Here is a 16617-nt window from a genome sequence, read left to right as displayed (position 1 = left end):
TCAGCTCCCCACCGGCGAGGTCTGCATCAGCACCACACCGCCAGCCGGAGCCGCCGCCAACGGCGGCGCATCCGAGGCAGCCAGCAGAAGCGTGATGACCGTCGAGCCCTGGCCGTCCCCGGCGAGGTCAACCCCCAGCACCACGGCCGACAACCGCGCCGGGGTCGAACCGCTCGCCGTCGAGCTGGCAGCCGGAGCCGGCTGACCACCGTCCCGCGCGGCCGACACGTAGACGGACACCTTCGCACCGGCCGCGAGCCCCTGCGGATACTGACCCGGCTTCACCGCCACCGAGGCGGTCACCTGACCGCCCGGCGGAAACGCGGCATCCCCGAGCAACTCCGGCGTCAGCAACATGCCGGCCACCAACGGCACCACCGCCGTACGACCAACCAACTCCACCGCTTGCGCGGCCTCAACCAACCGAACCCCCGGGTCACGGACGGCGGAGACCTGCTTGAGGTCCGCAGCGGTGACCGGCTGCCCGGCCGCCACCGGCCGCGCCACCGCGAGCACCTGCACACGATCACCGAGCTGCGCCGCCCCGTACGCGAAGGCCAGCACACACACGATCACCAGCAGCCCGCCCAGTGCGACGAACGGCAACCGGCGACGCCGACGGGCGGCCCGCCACGGCCCACGTCCCACACTGCTGGCAGCAGCCGCCGTACGATTGCCCAGACCTGTTTTTGGGCGCACGGAATCCAGCGCCATGACTTGCCTCCTCGGGGAACGGCGCTCGAACGAACTGACTTTGTTGGCCTAACGCACGACGGCCTGCGACTCCTGGACCCGCGTCTGCACCTGCCCGGTCGTGGTCAACCCCGGCACCGTGCCGGACCGCCCAGCCCCAGCCCAGCTCACCTCCCACGTGACCGTCACCGTCACGACGTAGCGCCCACCCGGTGAGCCAGCAGAGGACCGCCGGTAGACATGCCCACAGTCAGGCGACGCCTTCGCCGGATCAGTACCCGAGACCCACGGCGTCCCCGGCCCACCGCACGTCACCGTCACCCCGTCACCCATCGACCAGGCCGCCTTCACCGGCCGCGCCGTCGCCGTGACGCTGACACCCGGAACGGAGGCAGTCGCCGACCGCGACCCCCACGACCCCCGGTCGAGCGCCAGCCAGGCCGGCAAGTTGACGAGCTGATCACCAGGCGGATTCATCCGAATGACGACCCTCGGCAAGTCAAGACGCGCCCGCGCCTGCCGCGCCAACACCGCCGGAGACACCACCGGCGGATCACCCGCCATCCACACCACACCACCGAGCGCACCGTTGTCGCCGTAGCAGGTCCGCATGTACCAACCACCCTCACCCGCAGGCTGACCCCCGAGAGCCGCGATCGTCGACGACGACGGGTCGGTGGGCGCGTAGTAACAACCATCCGACCCCGCCCACGCACCGTCCCGCTCACACGGAATCTCCTTGCCGGCAGGGTTGCGGCACTTGCCATCCCCACCCTGGCCTCCGCCACCATTGCCGCCGCCTCCAGGGTTGCTCGGCTGGCCGGGGGTGCCGGCGTTGACGTCACAGACCGGTCGGGGGTCGTCCTTGCTGCACTCCACGCCACCGGTACCGCCACCGGCGTAGGCGACTGCTGGCCCCACCAAGAGGACAGCCGCCGCGACGGTGGCCAGAGCAGCGAATCGTCGCGTTCCCGTCAGCATGTGCCTGCCTCCTCTAGGAGGAACGAGCTGACCCGCCAGCCCTCGGCCGTCCGGTCGACGGTCGCCGTCGTGCGGTGCCGACCGCCAGCCTCGTCGTTGGCCAGACCGCCGGACGCCTTGTGCTCCAGCCACTTCTCGTCGTTCACGCAGTCCAAGATCGTGGCCTTCGCGGGGTCCATGGCGGGCGTCAGAGCAGTGACCTTCGGGTCAATCACCAGTTGGCCGAGGATGACTTCCTTCTGCTCCCGATTGGTGTAGAGGGCATTGACGATCAACCTGAGCGCTTGGCCCGAGGCGTACTTGCGCAAGTCGGGGGCGTCAGGGTCCGAGACTTTGCCCGCCTCCACGAAGGCATCCCACATGCCCCGGTACGCGGCGATAGCGTCACTCCCAGCGGTGGCGCTCGGCTCAACGGTTGTAGGGCTTGGCGATGTCGCTGGAGCAGTCGGTTCTGGCCGGTCAGAGTCGTCGGAGTTGCAAGCAGCGGTGAACAGCACCGACGCACCGACGAGACAAGCCACGAGCGGACGGGTCAGCACCGGCCAATACCTCCCAAATCTCGTGAACGGACCGGCTGCAAGCCGGCCTGCGACCGCGATCGCCGCCCGTCGGTGGCCGACTCGCTCAAGGTCACGAGTCGTGTCTACACCCTGACCCCGCAGTGATGTCTACGTGCGTACCTGCGGCTACGCGCTTCAAGTAGGGCTGGACTCGCGCACCCGGAGATACGCGCTATGGGTAAACTGGTCTTCAAATAGTCACAAAGCGACCAAAATGGCTGTCGCCTACCCGACAGATAAGTCGACGTCAATTGTGACCACGATTGGCTGAAAATAACTGTGCCGGGAGGGTGGGGAGGGTCAATGGGCGATCACAGTGGAACAGAGCAAACGCTGTCCCTGCTGGCCCGGCATGGTGCCTTAGAGTTGCTGCTAGCGATGCACCGTCGCGGCGGCGTCGCCAACTTTGCCCAGATCGCGGCTGAGTCCCCCCAGCCTGCAGCCCTGTTGAGGGCAATGGTGGCAGACGGCTTCGTGGTCGGCCCTCACGCCGGCTCGTTGGACAGCGAACCGCTCGCCGACACTTACTTCTGTCTGACCAGCAGGGGGGCGGCCATCCTCGGCCACCTCCTTCGGCTACGTCATTGGCTGGCATCGCGCACAGCCTCGGACCCGAGGCCGGCCGGCACCTGACCCGCCACTCGAGATGCATTGATTGCGAAGATCATCCCGAAAGATCCGCATCCTCCCGAATGAATTCCATAATGGACTAAACTTTCCTCACGTTTAACCCTCGCCGAACAGTTATGCGGCCTCATAGACTGTCGTCTTGAGCTGGCGCGCTCGATTCGGGGGAGGTGAGTTGCGCTGACGAACGATCTCGAACACCTACTCAACCTGGCTAAACGGAAGCTGTCGGTTGCGGTACTGACCGCCCTCCACGAAGGCCCACTGCGCTACTCGAAGCTTCATCACGCGGTGTCTCAGGCCAGTCCCGATGTCGTGCACGCCCGCACGCTGACCGACACCCTGGCCTACCTCCGCGCCCACGACCTTGTCGAGCACCACCAGGGCGACGACGGTGCCGACTACAGGCTGACTCATGGTGGCATCGAGCTGCTCGACCTCCTCGGCGAGATCGATCGGTGGAGTCGGGAGCACCGCGCGAGCGGCGAGCGGACCTGACACCCATGACCAACGGCGCAACCGCGATCGGCCTCGGCCTCGCGGGCGCGATGGCCGGCGTGCCGATCGCTGCCGTCGCGTACGGAACGGGCGAGTCCGGGCCGGTACGTCTACCCGCAGGCTGGTGGACCGGCAGTCCCGCTCGCCCCACAGAGGTGATCGTTACCGCCCTTCTCGCCGCCATTGCCGCCGCCGTCACCGGGGAGGTCGTACCTCTCGGTGTCACGCTGCCGGCTTACTGGCTCTTTGCGGTGGTGGGCGTAGGTCTGGCAATCATCGACGTGCGGTGCCGGCGGCTACCCCATCGCCTCACCGGCGCGCTGTGGGTGTCATCTGGCCTGCTCTTCACCATTGCCTCCCTTGCCGGAAGCGATGTCGGGCCGCTTCTTCGAGCTGCATGCGCGGGTATCGCCGCAGCGGCGATCATGCTTACCATCGCCTTGGCGTTGCCTGGCCAGCTCGGCCTCGGTGATGTCGTGTTCGTCGGCGTCATCGCGTTCAACCTCGGCTGGCTGGGCTGGCATACAGCGATGCTCGGTTTCCTTGCTGGGCTGCTCCTGCACGGCACCATCGCTTCCATCGCCAGAATCCGACGATCGAACGACGTTAAGAACCCGTCGATTCCTATGGGGCCAGCCCTCGCGGCCGGTTGGGCTCTGGCCGTGGCACTTGCCGCATAGCGTTACCGATCAGTTGGCGCGGGCGGGGTAGGATGCTGCCATGACGCGTGACGACGGGATCAGTCGCCATCACGCTTGTACATGAGGGCATCATTATCGATGGGACGGCCGCGACCGCCGACTCGGAAGCCGGTGTGTCCCGGCTGTGGAACGTCCTCGAATCGCTGCGGATCAACGCCTGCGGTGGCTATGACGAGTTCGGTGTGAAGCCGAACCGGACACGGCGCCGCTCGCCCACACGCCTTGCAGACCCTGGGCTGGCTCCCGATGGTGTGCCGTCGGTAGAGGGCCACCGCCACGTCGAACATGACCGACTGGCGCAGTCCCGGGATGACTGTCAACGGCCCGCTCATTGTTTTCCCTTCACCGCGCGGCCTGTAGTCCCTCGCTTCGTTGAAGTGCGGTCACCGTCGCAGGACGACCGGTTCGAGGCTCCCCGGCATGGTCGGTGGACCTCATCGGCAGCACTTGAAGAATCCGTGCGAAGCGGGTCCGGGCGTCCTGGTCGGCGAGTTTGAGGAGGTCGTCGAGGGCTGCCTGCATCGCCAGACTCGGCGGTTCATGCTGTCTGCGGTCCTCCCAGTCGACGATGATCGAGAGGGCGACGCGGAGCCGTTCGGCGAACGCCCCAAGGCTGAGCCGCAGTGCCTCCCGCAACGCAAGGACTTCCCGCTCTCTCCAACGAGTAACCGTGACCTTGCATCCGCAGCCGGGAGTCGTGATCAGTAGGCTGGGTGGTGGCTTCGGCGGTACGGCTGCCTGATGGCGTAGTAGTCGTTCTTGTTCGGCTACCCAGGCTTTATGGGCCCGCAGCATGGTGATCAGTTCCTGGAGCGTGTCGAACGCGTCCACCAGCGAACCTTGCGCCCGGAGTTCGCGGTCGGCGCGCTCCCAGAAGCCACGGGTGGTGGTGTTTCGCCCGATCTCCACGTTCGCTACCGAACTGCGGGAGTAGGCCGTCCGTTTGGCGAGGGCGGTCTGGGTCATGCCGGCCGCCTTGCGCCAGTGGGCCAACTGCCGCCCCAGCGCCTTCTGCAGGTCGCGAATCTGTTCAGGAGTGACGGGTTCCGGGACGGTATCCATAATGATCATCCGTGCCGTCCGCCGCGAAGTGCGTACAAGCGCGACCGGCCGCCACTGTTCACGAGAGGAGCGGCGTCGGAGTCGACTGGCCCGAGAGGCAGGATCTCCATGGTCACCATGAACCGTGTCGGCATCGTCGCCGATGCATCCGTTCGTGGCTGCGTCACCGATTGGTGGTCCATGAATCGCCGCAAGCGGGCCAGCGCTCCGCCCGTCTCCAGCGCCTGGTCACAGCGGCTCATGACATCCAGGCTGGCCGCGCGCTCGGCTTTCTCAATCTTGCCGAGCAGGTCCGGGCTCACGTACACCAGCGCCGCGAGCCGTGCCAGCGATAGCCCGCGCTGCTGACGCCAACATCGCAGCTCCGCGCCGAGAAAGTGGCGGGCGGATGCGTGGGGCCTCAACTCGGCCGGCTGCTGCCCCATCAGGCTCTCCTGCGTCTTTCGGCGAGTGAGTACACCCGTGCGCCACCGCTGGCAGGCAGCGGTGGCACCGAGAGGTCGGAAAAGCCCTCGGGTATCGCGGTCAGTGCGACGCGGACCAGCCCACCATGTCCGCTGTCGACCGTGACCACGACCGCCGTGCCCGCCGCGACGCCGAGATGAACAGTGGGCGTTACATCCGCAAGGTCGTTTGGCGACGTGAGCGGTTTGGGTTCCGGCTCCTTCTCCCATGCCGGAGCTGGCACTGTCTTCGCGGCCTCGGCCGGCCGTCCGGAGCCGTAGATGACATGTAGCCCGATCGCGGCGTCGTTGTCCACGCCGAAGACCCCTCGTAGCCCCGCCCGGATGGGCGATCTCGGCCAGCGGGACTCGCCGCGCTCAAGCTTGCCGACGTACCTGCTGTCGAGGCACGTACGTCGTCTCTGGTGCTCCCAGATCCACGCGTTGACCGCCTCGGCAACCTCCTGGCGCGACATCGCACGACCTGACCCCGTCGGCGACCGCATGGCCAGGCGTGCGCGCCGCAGCAAGTCGTTCGGACTGCGTGGAGCCCTCGTTCGAGCACCCGGTACGCCGTTCACTATCAATGCCCTTTCAAGATTCAGACCACCGCGAAGGATGAGATCTGCTGGCGGGTGCCAGCTTCCGTAAGCGCGAAGTGTCTTCACCCTTGCTTTAACGGCGCCTTCTGTGCTTACTGCAGCTTCCGCGAATTAGGTAGGCCCGGCTATCGCAAGATCGACCGGTTTTGCCGTGGCGTGAATCGGTGCTGCTGGCAGGGATGGACGCCAAGATCTATTGCCGTTCCCGCCATATCAAGCGCTGAGGAAAGTCGATCAACCGCTGCTGCTGGCAGGCGGCCCTGGCCTAAACCGCTTGCCTTGATCAAAGACCGCAGCATCTCTTGGCTTTCGGAGGTGACGGCCGGATGATTGATGAGGTCGCGCGCCGCGTTGGCGTCCTCGTCGTGGATCGCATCTGCAATTAAGTGTTTGGTCAGACTGTCTGCGACACCGGTTGGCACGCTCATCGCGAGGTCCAGGGCCGTCAGGCCGAGGCGAACGCGGAATACGGTGAGACCGGTGGTTGGTGGTGTGGCCGACACTCGATCGATGAGGTCAGCGTGGTCGACGGGGGTGCGACCCGCAGCCAGTTCCAGCCAGGTCGTGAGGAGTCCATGCACCGCGTGCTCCCACGGCGTTTCGACCTTGGTGGTCGTGAGGAGGGCTGCTGCTGCCGGCCCTTCGTCCTGCAGTAGGTGGGTAGCGATCGTGACCTGTCGTCCGTCAAGGAGGGTAGGTCCGATCCCGTCGTGTCGGCGCACATGGGCCACGGCGTCGTCCCACCGTCCGGCGAGGGTGAGTGCGCGGGTTCCGTCGGAGAGCAGTGTGCCGCGCAGCCAACTGATGATCTGGCGGAGTTCTTCGGGGTCAGCGGGAAGTTGCCGGGGGTGTATCTCCAGGTCGTCCAAGAGGGCGGGAGTGCCGCCGACGATTGCCGCGTACAGCTCGGTGAGTAGGCGGTACGCGCCGTCGCCGTCGCCTTCACGAATGCGGAGGCGAGCGAGGTTGACGACTGGTTCGAGAGCGAAGCGGGCCGTGTAGCCGTTCAGCGGGGCTTGGTTGAGGTAGAGGCTTGCGTGACGGCGGCACCAGGCGCGGGCAAGGTTGGGGTCTCCGCAGTCGGAGGCGAGGAGGGCGGCCCCGTTGAACACCATGGACGCCTTGTCCGGGTCACATTCGCGGTGTGCGGTTTCGGCGAGCCTGACGAGCCGGTCTACCCGAGCATCCAGTGGTTTGGCGGGCGGTCGTTTGCGGGCGACGAGAGGGAATCGGGCGGCGATGGTGGCGGCAAGTGACGGAGTCATGGTGTCCTCATCTGCTGCGGAAGGGCCGCGTGGTGGCAACGAGGTGGGTCCAGGTCGTGCGTGACGTCTCAGCTGCGCTCGTCCCTGGGGTGCCGGGGCGGGACAGGACAGGGCACCGCCCCGGCGTGGATGCGGTCAGAAAAAGATCGTGAGGATGGTGTCGGATCGGCTGATGTCGCCGCGTCCGGCGGGCTGGCTTCCTGCGCGGTGGGCGGTGACGGTGGGCTGGTTGGGGCGGCCTGCGGCGTCCCATTGGTCGAGGAGGTTGGTCAGGTCGGTGGCGAGCGCGTTGGCGTCCGGTCCGTGGGCGATCGCGCCGAGTTCGTGGTGGCCGTCGCCGCCTTCTTGGAAGGCGAGGTAGGCGATGGTGCCGCCGTGGTAGATGGCGGCCCCGGCCCATCGGTAGGCGGGGGTGACCAGTCCGCTGGTGCGGGCGGTGTCGCCGACGCCGAGGCGGCCGAACGGCTTGTTGGTGTGGACGAGGAGCCACAGGTCGAGGTGGCCGATGGGGTCGGCGTCGTTGACTTGGATGCCGGTCCAGCGTTCGAGCCGGGGGTGACTGAGGGCGCTGGCGAGGGCGGCGCGATCGGGCTGGTCGATGGCGTCGAGTTTGAGGACCACGTCGGCGTCGAGGCGTACGTGGTGGTCGGTGTGTTCGGTGCTGCCGCGCATGGGGACGAATCCGCAGACCAGCGGCGTCGTGGTGCTGACGAGCTGGTGGGGGCCGGTGCGGTCGAAGGCGAAGCATCGGGTCAGGCCGCTCTCGTGCACGCGCAGGGGCACGACGATGCGGCCGTGGTCGGCGAGTTGTTCCCACCAGGCGGCGGAGATGTCCCAGGCTCCGGCGGTGATGATGATCCTGTCGTAGGGCGCGTGATCGGGGTCGCCGAGGGCTCCGTCGCCGCAGATCACCCTCACGGTGTCGTAGCCGGCGCGGTCGAGGCCGGCGCGGGCGCCGTCGGCGAGGTCCTGGTCGAGTTCGATGGTGACGACCTTGCCGCCGGGGCTGGTCAGCTCGGCGAGCAGTGCGGCGTTGATGCCGGTGGCTGCGCCAATCTCCAGGACGCGGTGGCCGGGTTGTGGGGCGAGTTGTTCGAGCATGTCCGCGACGAGGCTGGGGCTCGACGCTGATGACAACGCCGCACCGCTGGGGTCTCGTTTCGTGACGATTTGACGGCGCGTATAGACAGTCTCCAGGTCGATGCCGGGGAGGAACTGCTCGCGGGGGACCGTACGGAATGCGTGCGCGACGGCGGCGGAGCGGATGTGTTCGCGCTGTTCGAGCGTGCTGACGAGCTGTTCACGCAGCGTCGCGGCACTCGACGGTCCCGGTGCGGTGGGGGATGTGTTCACTGAGTTGACCCTACTGTCGATCTTGGCGGTGGGCTGATAGCCGGATTGGGTGTCGAACGGGTGGCGGAAGGTGACGGTCACGGCCGCCGTCGCGAGCAGCCAGGTGTCGGCGGCGGAGATGCCGAGCTGGTTGAACAGGAACAGAAGGTGGTGGGTCAGCACCTCGCGTAGGTCGCGGGTCAGAGCGCCGTGCCGGTCGAGGAAGCCGAGGTCCGCGCCCGCCTGCTTGTGGGCTTGTGGCCATCGTGGGGTGACGGCCAGCGGGCTTTCGGCTGTGTCGTCGGCTGCGGTGATCAGGCGCTGCACCGCCGCGATGAGCCGTGGACTCGGTGCGGGGGCGCTCGGCTGGTGCCGGCGCGAGGCGAGAAGCCGCCAGACGTCGCCCTGCTCGGAGAACTCCAGTCCGGCGGTGCGCATGAGGCGTGTGGCGAGCAGGACGGCGAGTTCACGCCGGTGGGTGCCGCCGGCGGTGGCGAGGTGGCCGAGGATGTGGCGGCTGTCCGCGTGGAAGAGGGTGTGGGCAACCGTCATTGCCTGGTCCCCGCCGAAGGCGTACGCCTCGGGCCGGTAGACGGGCTCGGTGACACTGCGGATGCGGTCGTCGTCGGTGATGGCGGCGAGGAGGGCGTAGACCTGGGCGAGCCCGTCGCCGGGCAGGAGCCGCAGCCGCCACGTCTCGCTCTTGCGGATGAACCAGAAGGCGGTGATCGCCCGGTGGTCTTCTGCAGCGGTGAGCTCAGCGGCGAGCCGTGTTGCGGCGAAATCCTCAGCGGTCTGCCAGTCCGAGAACGTCAGGTTTAACTGGCGCCATCGGCTCACCGGTGCCACGCCTGGTGGCTCGGTGTCGGGTTCAGCATCGAGATCCACGACGCTCTCCTTGTCTAGTTGATCAGCAGGCTGGTGGCCCAGCGGACGTCGGTGCCGGTCGCGACGGTGTGCAAGGTGAGGGCGATTCCGGCGGGGCCTGCGATCAAGCCGGATCGTGCCGGGGTGGTGTCCGTGGCGTGCTGAATCAGAAGCCGCACGATCTGGGGCAGCTGGTTCTGGAGGCTGGCGGTCCGGGCGTCGGCGGCGGCGTACCAGGCCGTAGCGGCAAGTCCTGCCCAGCCGTGACACAGCGACGGATCGACGATCCGGCTGAGCTGGAGGGGGTCGGCCAAGCAGCGGGTCAGCGTCTCTTCTGCCGCCTCTTGCCGGGCGGCGTCGCCGAGAGCGATTCCCGCTAGCTGCTGGGCGCGGGCGACTCCAGGAGTGCCGTAGCACCAGGACGGCCGCGCCGGTCCGCTCATGGAGGGCTTTCCTGCGTGCAACTCCGCGACGGTGATCTTCTCTGGCCACCACGGGCCCCTAGGGCTCGCCTGCTGCCAGCGGTCGAGCCATGTGCAGATCCGGCGGATCGCCTCCGCGTGCCCCGGCACCCGAATGTCGTGCCGCATCGCCAAGGCCAGGAGGGCCAAGGGGCCGGCGATGCCGTGCGCCATGCCAACGTTGGCATGCCCGCCCTGCTCCGAACCTTCGCGATCGGCGGGGTCTGCGCTCCACCACCCCGGCGCGAGCCGGCCCGCCTCGTCGTCGCTCTGCACCGGCTCGGTGAGTCGGACCAGGTACGCCAGCACCCGCCGAAGCAGAGGTCCATGCGGGGCGCGGCGCAGCAGGTGGGCTCCCAGGCCGGTCAGCCCCCGTACGAGGTCGAACTCCGCCAGCGCGGGCCGGGCCCGCGCTGCGAGCCGTGCCGTGGCAGTGGCCAGGCGGCGTTCCACCAGGTCATCAAGGGCATGATCAAGCGCGTCCAGCGCTGCTGGGCGGGAGTGCGGCATGGCCATGGTCAGCGCGTGGGTGACAGCGGGTGCGCCGAACCAGAGCCCGGCTCCGCTGCCGCTGTTCAGCGTGTCAGCGGTAGCGCGTCGCAGCCAGGCATGGACCGGTTCCCACCCACCGTGTCCCGTTTGCGCTCGTACCCCGTGCAGGAATGCCACCCCGGCAGCACCCCGGGACAGCGACTGGGCGTACCAGCGGGTACTGCGTGGCCCATAGTCGTCCGCTGCGAAATCCGGAGGCGGCGGCTCGGTCAGGGTGTCGGTGATGCATGCGGCCATCGCCTCTGTCGCCCGTAGCAACGGTGTCCTCAGCGATGTTTCGGTCATCGGGATGCTCCTACGGCGCGAACCCGGCGACGCACCGCCGCCAGCGCGACATGGCGTGCCAACCGATACGTGAGCTGTTCGGCGTCTTCGTCGGGGCCGAGAGCGCGAACGACGTGCAGGTGTATCAGCGACGCGAGCACCGAGGCTGGAGTGAGCGGGCCGGCGACGGCGGACAGTTCGGCGGCGTACCGGGCTGCGGCCCTAGAGCGTTCCTGCCATGCCTGCTGGATGGGCTCCGGAAGTTCGCCCGGGTCGAGGGCGACCGCTTGACGCAGCACGTCCCGCTGGACCGGTGCCTGCCCGGTCTGCTCGGGGCGCGCCACCAGCCACTCGCATCCGTCGGTGCGGCTGCCGAGCATCGAGGCGGCCAGGTCGACCATGCTCAGGGCGGTCAGTGCCCGCCGATCGATCCCAGACTCGGGCTGCGCTACCAGCTGTGCCAGGGCTGCGGTGGAGTCGGCGGCGAACAACCTCTCGGCCGCTGCCAGCGCGGTGCCGCAGCCGTAGCGACCGGACTCGGGATGGTAGGTGTCCAGGCTCCAATCGCCGGCAAGGCGCTTCTGTCGGAGCCCGGCGACCCACCGTCCGACCCGTACCGCCGCGTCGCCATAGTCATCGGTGTGCAGTCGTAGTCGAAGATGCGGAGTGGGGCGTTGCATGCGCACGAACCACCACAGCGGCGGCTCGGGCCAGTCGGCGAACAGCGCTGGCAGCCCTCGCATCACCACCAACTCCATCGTTGAGGGCTCGACGGCCACAGAAGCGGACAGCAGGCCGCCGGCACCCGGTATGACCGGCTCGGGGGGAGCGGGTGGCGGCCATGCGCCTCGCGCGGTAACCGCAGCCGGCGCGGCAGCGGGCGCAACCGTCGAGGCGACTGGCACGACGATCTCGTGGGCGCGGCCGGAGAGCCAACCGAAGTCCTTGGGGCTCGCCGCGTCCATCACGGTTACCGGTCCGGCGCTGGCGTCCAGGTGGGCACGAAGCAGGACACGATCCATGGACTGATCGAGGTTGAGCCGGAGCCTCTGGTCACCGTTGCCGACCTGCACCCATGCCGGCAGCCGCAGCCTCGTCCGCAGGGCCTCCCAGGCGATCAACCATTCGTCATCGCCTGCGTTCGCACCGGGCAGGGACGTCGGATCGACACGCCACCGGGCCGCCGCTAGGAGGACACGGCCGTACCTCAGCGCGGGTCGAAACGGCAAGCAGGAAGCCGCACCCCAGTCGAACGGTTTCAGCCGGGCATCCGTGGCTCGCGGCAGCTCCAGGAGAAACCGGCCGAGCAGCGGCATCGTGTGGACGGCGGCGGCATGCGCCACTGTCGGCTCCACCACCCGCCGTCGCGACATCGACACCAGCACCAGCCGATCGCGACCGGCGGTCACACCGAGGTCGTCGAGGCTAATCACGTGCTCGGCCACGGGCCGGTGCTCGGCCAGGCTGACCAGCCACGGAAGTACCTGCCGGGAGTTGAGCACGTTCTGGGTGTGCAGCTTGCGCGGCGGGAAGCTCAGCTGCGCCGACATGGCCCCGGCCACCGCGACAGGAAGACGGGCGAACTCCCGGCACATCAACTCCCGATCGGCGTAGGGCAGCCCGTCGAGGAAGCGCCCGCTCGTTGCCATTGCCGAACGGCCCATGCCGGTCAGCGAGACAGTGAACCGTCCCTGTGTCAGCGCCTCCAGCGACGGCGCGCGGACCTCCGCTGCGACATCGACGTGAGGGCTGACAGGCCCGGTGACTTCGCCAGTGCCGGCGAGCCATTCGACGGCCGTGTCATCGAGAACCACCTCACGACAACCGTCGATCACCGCCTGCTGAGCCATCGCGAGCAGGCGCTCGTCACGGCCGGACAGCAGAGCCGCAGGCGTGTCGGCCACAGTGCCGAAGTGTTCGGGGAAGCCCAACCCGACGAGCGGATCTACCAGCCGAGCGAGCGGCACCACTGCAGTCATGCCGTAGCGGTCGACGAACCGGGCACGGTACGCACGCCACCCTGGCCGCCCCGACGGATCTGGCGTCAGCCGTCGCAGCACCTCCACCGATGCCGCGATCTCGGCGGCCACCTGCTCCGGCAGGACGACCTGATCCACGAGCTGAAGGTCCACCGCGAGCGGCTGGGTGGCCGTCGCCACGCTGCGCATGCGGTCGGCGAGCCCACGAAGGTACGTCGCGCTCCCCGCGCTGGTACCACCTAGACGACCATGCAGCGAGCGCAGCTCGACCCGAAGGGCTCGCTGTCCCTCAGGAGCACCGTCGAACACCGCATCGAGGGTGTCCAGGACATGCCTGATCGGGTCTGTGCACGTCGATGGTGGTCGGAGAGCTGAGATCAACACGCCGTGGTCCACGAGGCCGGCAACCATTGCGTCAGCGGACGCGCGTGGGAAGCCTGGAAAGGCAGCAGCGACCGTGTCGACCAGCTCATCCCACGGCAAGGGGGCACGGGCGAGTGACACCGCCAGCCGCACCGCTGCGGTGTTCCTCACCGAGGTCGACTCCGCACGTGCAGAGGCGTGCGGCCGGCGCACCACGGCGATCCGAGGCCCGTTCACCAGCGCCAGATTGTTCGCCTGCACAGGCAGACGGCGGCGCACGTCGGGCTCAGCTTCAAGGCGCGCAATCAGGGACGCGAGCCAACTCGCGTCCGGACGTACCCGGATCGCCGGCGGCCCTGCCGGCACCACCGCAGGCACCGTGTCGAACCGCAGGGTCGCCACCCCTGAGAACAACCCGAAGGGCGTCGCACGCCGCTGCGCACGGATCAGGTACCGCGCCAACGCCAACGCCATCCGCCACCCGCGGTCCGGAGTAGTGCCTCCTGCGGGGAGGACCGCTTCTACGCGAGCAGCGAACTCAGGGCTGGCGGACCAGACAGCCTCGGCCAGGCCGACCTTCCGCCACGTTGCTTGCAACCAGTCCGCGATACCGGAGGCGTCGCTCGGGTCCGGCCAAGGCGTCGGGCTGTCGGGCCATGAGTGAGCGGCAATGCGGATCGTCGCGGCATCGACCGACCGAAACATGAGTCGTCCTCCTACCGTCACGAGGCGCTTCTTCGGGGACATGGCTGGATGTGGGGTACCGGTTCCGGCAGGCATCGGGGATCGCCTGCCGGAACCAGCGGGGGGTATTGGTCAGCAGTCGCTGCCCTTCACGGTGTCGCAGCCGTCGTCCGTGTCGGCCAGCAGGGCGGCGGCGACCGGACCCTCCGTGACGATCTGCACGTCGAGCTCGAACGGGTCGTTGCTGACGGCGAGCAGGCTGTTCATGGCAACCTCCAATGGGATTGGGATGATGGGTGGGCAGGTAGCCCCCGCAGCTACCAGCACTGCGTCTTGTCCTGCCCGCCGTCACGCCCTCCCCGGCAGTGACGACGAGCAGGCGTCTCAGGAGCGCCAGACGAACGCGATCCGGCAACCACAGCCAACCGCGCTGTGACGCGGTTGAACAGGTCCGGGGCGTAGTCTCGCCGTTGTCTCTCAACGGACCTTGGCCGTTGATCCTCAGCGGATAAGCGGGCGCGCATTACAGTGCTTACGCATTGAGGAGGCATCGATGGCGTCGCAGCTACCGGCATTAGATCGGGATCGGCTCATTCACCCGCTCAGCGTCGTGCGTGCCGCACGAGGGTGGACGTACCAGGACGTGGTCACTGCGATCGCGAAGCGCAGCCGGAACATGGCCGCCCGACGAGAGAAGGCGTGGCGGTGGGAGCACTGGGGAGTGATCCCCGATCTCGAGAGCCAGCTCGCTCTCGCCGCGGAACTCGGCATTCCGCAGGATCACGTGCGGGAGACACCATGGCCGCAGTGGCTCCCCGCCGGTGACCCGATCCCGACCTCCTTCGCGTGGACCCAGTCGGGTGGACTACAGGCACTCGTCAACGCATTGGAGTACGCACACGTGGACCGCCGTGCCTTCATGAAGATCACAGGCGTGCCTTTGGCCGGCATCGCTGAAGCGTGGTTGACCATCGAACCCCGAGAGCTCGTCGCTGTCCTACGAGGCGGCCAGGTCACCGCCGACCTGGTCGAACGGATGGAAGAGGGCCTTCCGCGACTACGCTTCCTGGAGGCGACCCGAGGCGGTGACCAAGCCCGGACCCTCATCCACGCAGAACTCGGCATGGTGGTGGATGTCCTTGACCGATCCGCCTACACGGCTGTGGTAGGTCAGCGACTGTACGCCTTGGCGGCAGAACTCGGCCGGATGGCCGGCTGGGCATCGTTCGATGCTGGCCTGCACGCAGCGGCGCAGCGCTACTGGCTCGCCGCGCTACACGCCGCACACGCCGCCGCCGACCAACTGCTGGGAGCCAACATCCTCAAATCGATGAGCCTTCAGTGCTACGACTTCGGCCGCCCCCGAGAGGCGCTGGAGCTGGCGCGAAGCGCCCACGAAGGCGCTAAAGGGGTGCCCCCACGCGCCGCCGCGATGCTGGCGCTACGGGAGGCCAGGGCTCACGCAGCGATCGGCGATACGGCGGCCTGCGAACGCCTACTCAAACAGGCTGACACCGAGTTTGATCGCGTCGCGTCGACCGATGCGGAACCGGCCTTCCTCGGGTACTTCGACGAATCCGAGTTCAACGCCCAGGTCGGGACCTGCTACCTGGATCTCGGACGGCCGCGTGAAGCCGACGCGTACCTCAGTCGTACGCTGCGGCTAGTCCCCGCTACCAAGGTGCGGGATCGGGCCACGTACGTGATCCGTCGCGCGTCGGCGCAGGCGCAGCTCGGGGACGCTGACCACGCCGCGTCGCTTGTTGCGGAGGCGATACCGCTGATCCGTGAGGCGCCTTCGGAACGGAACATGCGCCGTGTCGTTCGGGCACGGCAACGGCTTCCGTTTGCCAAGACTGACCCGCGCGCTCGCGCCCTTGACGACCAGCTCGCCACCCTGGGGGCCTGATTCATGGTTGATCACACCAAGGTCGCCGTGGTGACTGGCGCCAACCGTGGGCTTGGAGCCGCCATCGCTCGTGGGCTGGCTGAGCAAGGCTTGCATGTGGTGCTGGCCGGGCGGAACGAGTGCTCCGTTGACCGCGTGGTGTCCGAGCTGACGAAGGATGGACTCGCCGCTAGCGGCCACCAGCTCGACGTCAACGACCCGGCCAGCGTGGCGCGCGCCTTCGCCGACACCGCCCAGCGATATGGCCGGCTGGATGTCCTGATCAACAACGCCGGTATCGCGATCGACCGTGGCCAGCTAGCGGCGAGCGCCGACTTCGAGCGGGTCCGCAGCGCCCTGGACACCAACCTGCTGGGCGCCTGGCGCTGCTGCGCCGCCGCCGTACCGGAGATGAAGAAGAACGGCTACGGCCGCATCGTCAACATCAGCAGCCACCTCGCCTCACTCGCCACCATGGGCGACACGAACGTCTCCTACCGCGTGTCCAAGGCGGCGCTAAACGCGTTGACCCGGGTCCTCGCGGCCGAGCTGGCGGGAACTGGCATCCTGGTCAACGCATGCTCACCAGGACGCATGAATACCCGAATGGCGTACGGTGAGACCGACCGAACGCCGGAGGAAGGCGCCGACACGCCGGTATGGCTGGCGACCCTGCCACCGGACGGACCGACCGGCGGTCTGTTCGCCGATCGTATGCCGATCAGCTGGTGAAAGGGACGTCGTTGGTGAGCCATCCCGCATGGGCAATAGAATGCCCCCGCGTATGTTCACCCA

Annotated in this window: 15 protein-coding genes; 4 read left to right on the top strand and 11 right to left on the bottom strand. The window is 67.9% G+C overall.

Translation table 11 applies throughout. The features are described from left to right. From ACVMYR_RS09345 to ACVMYR_RS09335, 3 genes are all read right to left on the bottom strand, one after another. Window positions 1–606: an SAF domain-containing protein gene (locus tag ACVMYR_RS09345; RefSeq protein WP_457121738.1), complete on the bottom strand. Its 606-nt coding sequence runs from the start codon at window positions 604–606 to the stop codon at window positions 1–3. A gap of 156 nt (window positions 607–762) precedes the next feature. Further along, window positions 763–1674: a hypothetical protein gene (locus ACVMYR_RS09340; RefSeq protein ID WP_457121579.1), complete on the bottom strand. Its 912-nt coding sequence runs from the start codon at window positions 1672–1674 to the stop codon at window positions 763–765. Then, the gene (locus ACVMYR_RS09335) at window positions 1668–2036 is read right to left on the bottom strand and encodes a hypothetical protein (protein ID WP_457121578.1); all 369 of its coding nucleotides are present in this window, start codon (window positions 2034–2036) and stop codon (window positions 1668–1670) included. Before ACVMYR_RS09335 ends, ACVMYR_RS09340 begins: the two co-directional genes overlap by 7 nt. A 1005-nt stretch (window positions 2037–3041) precedes the next feature. Here ACVMYR_RS09335 and ACVMYR_RS09330 point away from each other — a divergent pair. Together ACVMYR_RS09330 and ACVMYR_RS09325 are read left to right on the top strand one after the other, a co-directional pair. Then, complete coding sequence (locus ACVMYR_RS09330) at window positions 3042–3359, top strand: winged helix-turn-helix transcriptional regulator (protein ID WP_457121737.1); 318 nt, start codon at window positions 3042–3044, stop codon at window positions 3357–3359. 5 nt (window positions 3360–3364) lie between these two features. Continuing rightward, on the top strand, window positions 3365–4039 hold the full coding sequence (locus ACVMYR_RS09325) for a prepilin peptidase (RefSeq protein WP_457121577.1): 675 nt from the start codon (window positions 3365–3367) through the stop codon (window positions 4037–4039). Between the two features lie 363 nt (window positions 4040–4402). Here ACVMYR_RS09325 and ACVMYR_RS09320 read toward each other — a convergent pair whose 3' ends face one another. From ACVMYR_RS09320 to ACVMYR_RS09285, 8 genes are all read right to left on the bottom strand, one after another. Beyond that, the gene (locus tag ACVMYR_RS09320; RefSeq protein WP_457121576.1) at window positions 4403–5122 is read right to left on the bottom strand and encodes a helix-turn-helix domain-containing protein; all 720 of its coding nucleotides are present in this window, start codon (window positions 5120–5122) and stop codon (window positions 4403–4405) included. A gap of 5 nt (window positions 5123–5127) precedes the next feature. Continuing rightward, window positions 5128–5547 carry a helix-turn-helix domain-containing protein gene (locus tag ACVMYR_RS09315; protein WP_457121575.1) on the bottom strand — a complete coding sequence of 140 codons (420 nt, stop codon included), beginning with the start codon at window positions 5545–5547 and terminating at the stop codon, window positions 5128–5130. Next, window positions 5547–5882, bottom strand: a complete 336-nt coding sequence (locus tag ACVMYR_RS09310; RefSeq protein WP_457121574.1) for a hypothetical protein — start codon at window positions 5880–5882, stop codon at window positions 5547–5549. The genes ACVMYR_RS09315 and ACVMYR_RS09310 overlap by 1 nt, the downstream gene beginning before the upstream one ends. 410 nt (window positions 5883–6292) lie before the next feature. Then, window positions 6293–7432 (bottom strand): hypothetical protein, encoded by a 1140-nt coding sequence (locus ACVMYR_RS09305; RefSeq protein ID WP_457121573.1) that lies wholly within the window; start codon window positions 7430–7432, stop codon window positions 6293–6295. A gap of 135 nt (window positions 7433–7567) precedes the next feature. Next, complete coding sequence (fxlM, locus tag ACVMYR_RS09300) at window positions 7568–9652, bottom strand: methyltransferase, FxLD system (RefSeq protein WP_457121572.1); 2085 nt, start codon at window positions 9650–9652, stop codon at window positions 7568–7570. A 14-nt stretch (window positions 9653–9666) separates the two neighbouring features. Beyond that, window positions 9667–10929 carry a lanthionine synthetase C family protein gene (locus ACVMYR_RS09295; protein WP_457121571.1) on the bottom strand — a complete coding sequence of 421 codons (1263 nt, stop codon included), beginning with the start codon at window positions 10927–10929 and terminating at the stop codon, window positions 9667–9669. Then, window positions 10926–13955: a lantibiotic dehydratase gene (locus ACVMYR_RS09290; protein ID WP_457121570.1), complete on the bottom strand. Its 3030-nt coding sequence runs from the start codon at window positions 13953–13955 to the stop codon at window positions 10926–10928. The genes ACVMYR_RS09295 and ACVMYR_RS09290 overlap by 4 nt, the downstream gene beginning before the upstream one ends. A gap of 111 nt (window positions 13956–14066) precedes the next feature. Continuing rightward, window positions 14067–14201 carry an FxLD family lanthipeptide gene (locus tag ACVMYR_RS09285; RefSeq protein WP_016815038.1) on the bottom strand — a complete coding sequence of 45 codons (135 nt, stop codon included), beginning with the start codon at window positions 14199–14201 and terminating at the stop codon, window positions 14067–14069. 286 nt (window positions 14202–14487) lie between these two features. On the opposite strand from ACVMYR_RS09285, the gene ACVMYR_RS09280 reads away from it, so the two are divergent. Both ACVMYR_RS09280 and ACVMYR_RS09275 read left to right on the top strand, forming a co-directional pair. Further along, entirely contained in the window at window positions 14488–15843 is a 1356-nt protein-coding gene (locus ACVMYR_RS09280) for a transcriptional regulator (RefSeq protein WP_457121569.1), read from the top strand. A 3-nt stretch (window positions 15844–15846) separates the two neighbouring features. Next, a complete protein-coding gene (locus ACVMYR_RS09275; protein WP_457121568.1) occupies window positions 15847–16554 on the top strand; it encodes an SDR family oxidoreductase in 708 nt (235 codons plus the stop codon). Window positions 16555–16617: the final 63 nt, after the last annotated feature.

This window comes from Micromonospora sp. PTRAS2, from assembly GCF_054052245.1.
Note: the sequence above shows the minus strand (reverse complement) of the source record. Positions and strands in the feature narration are given on the sequence as shown.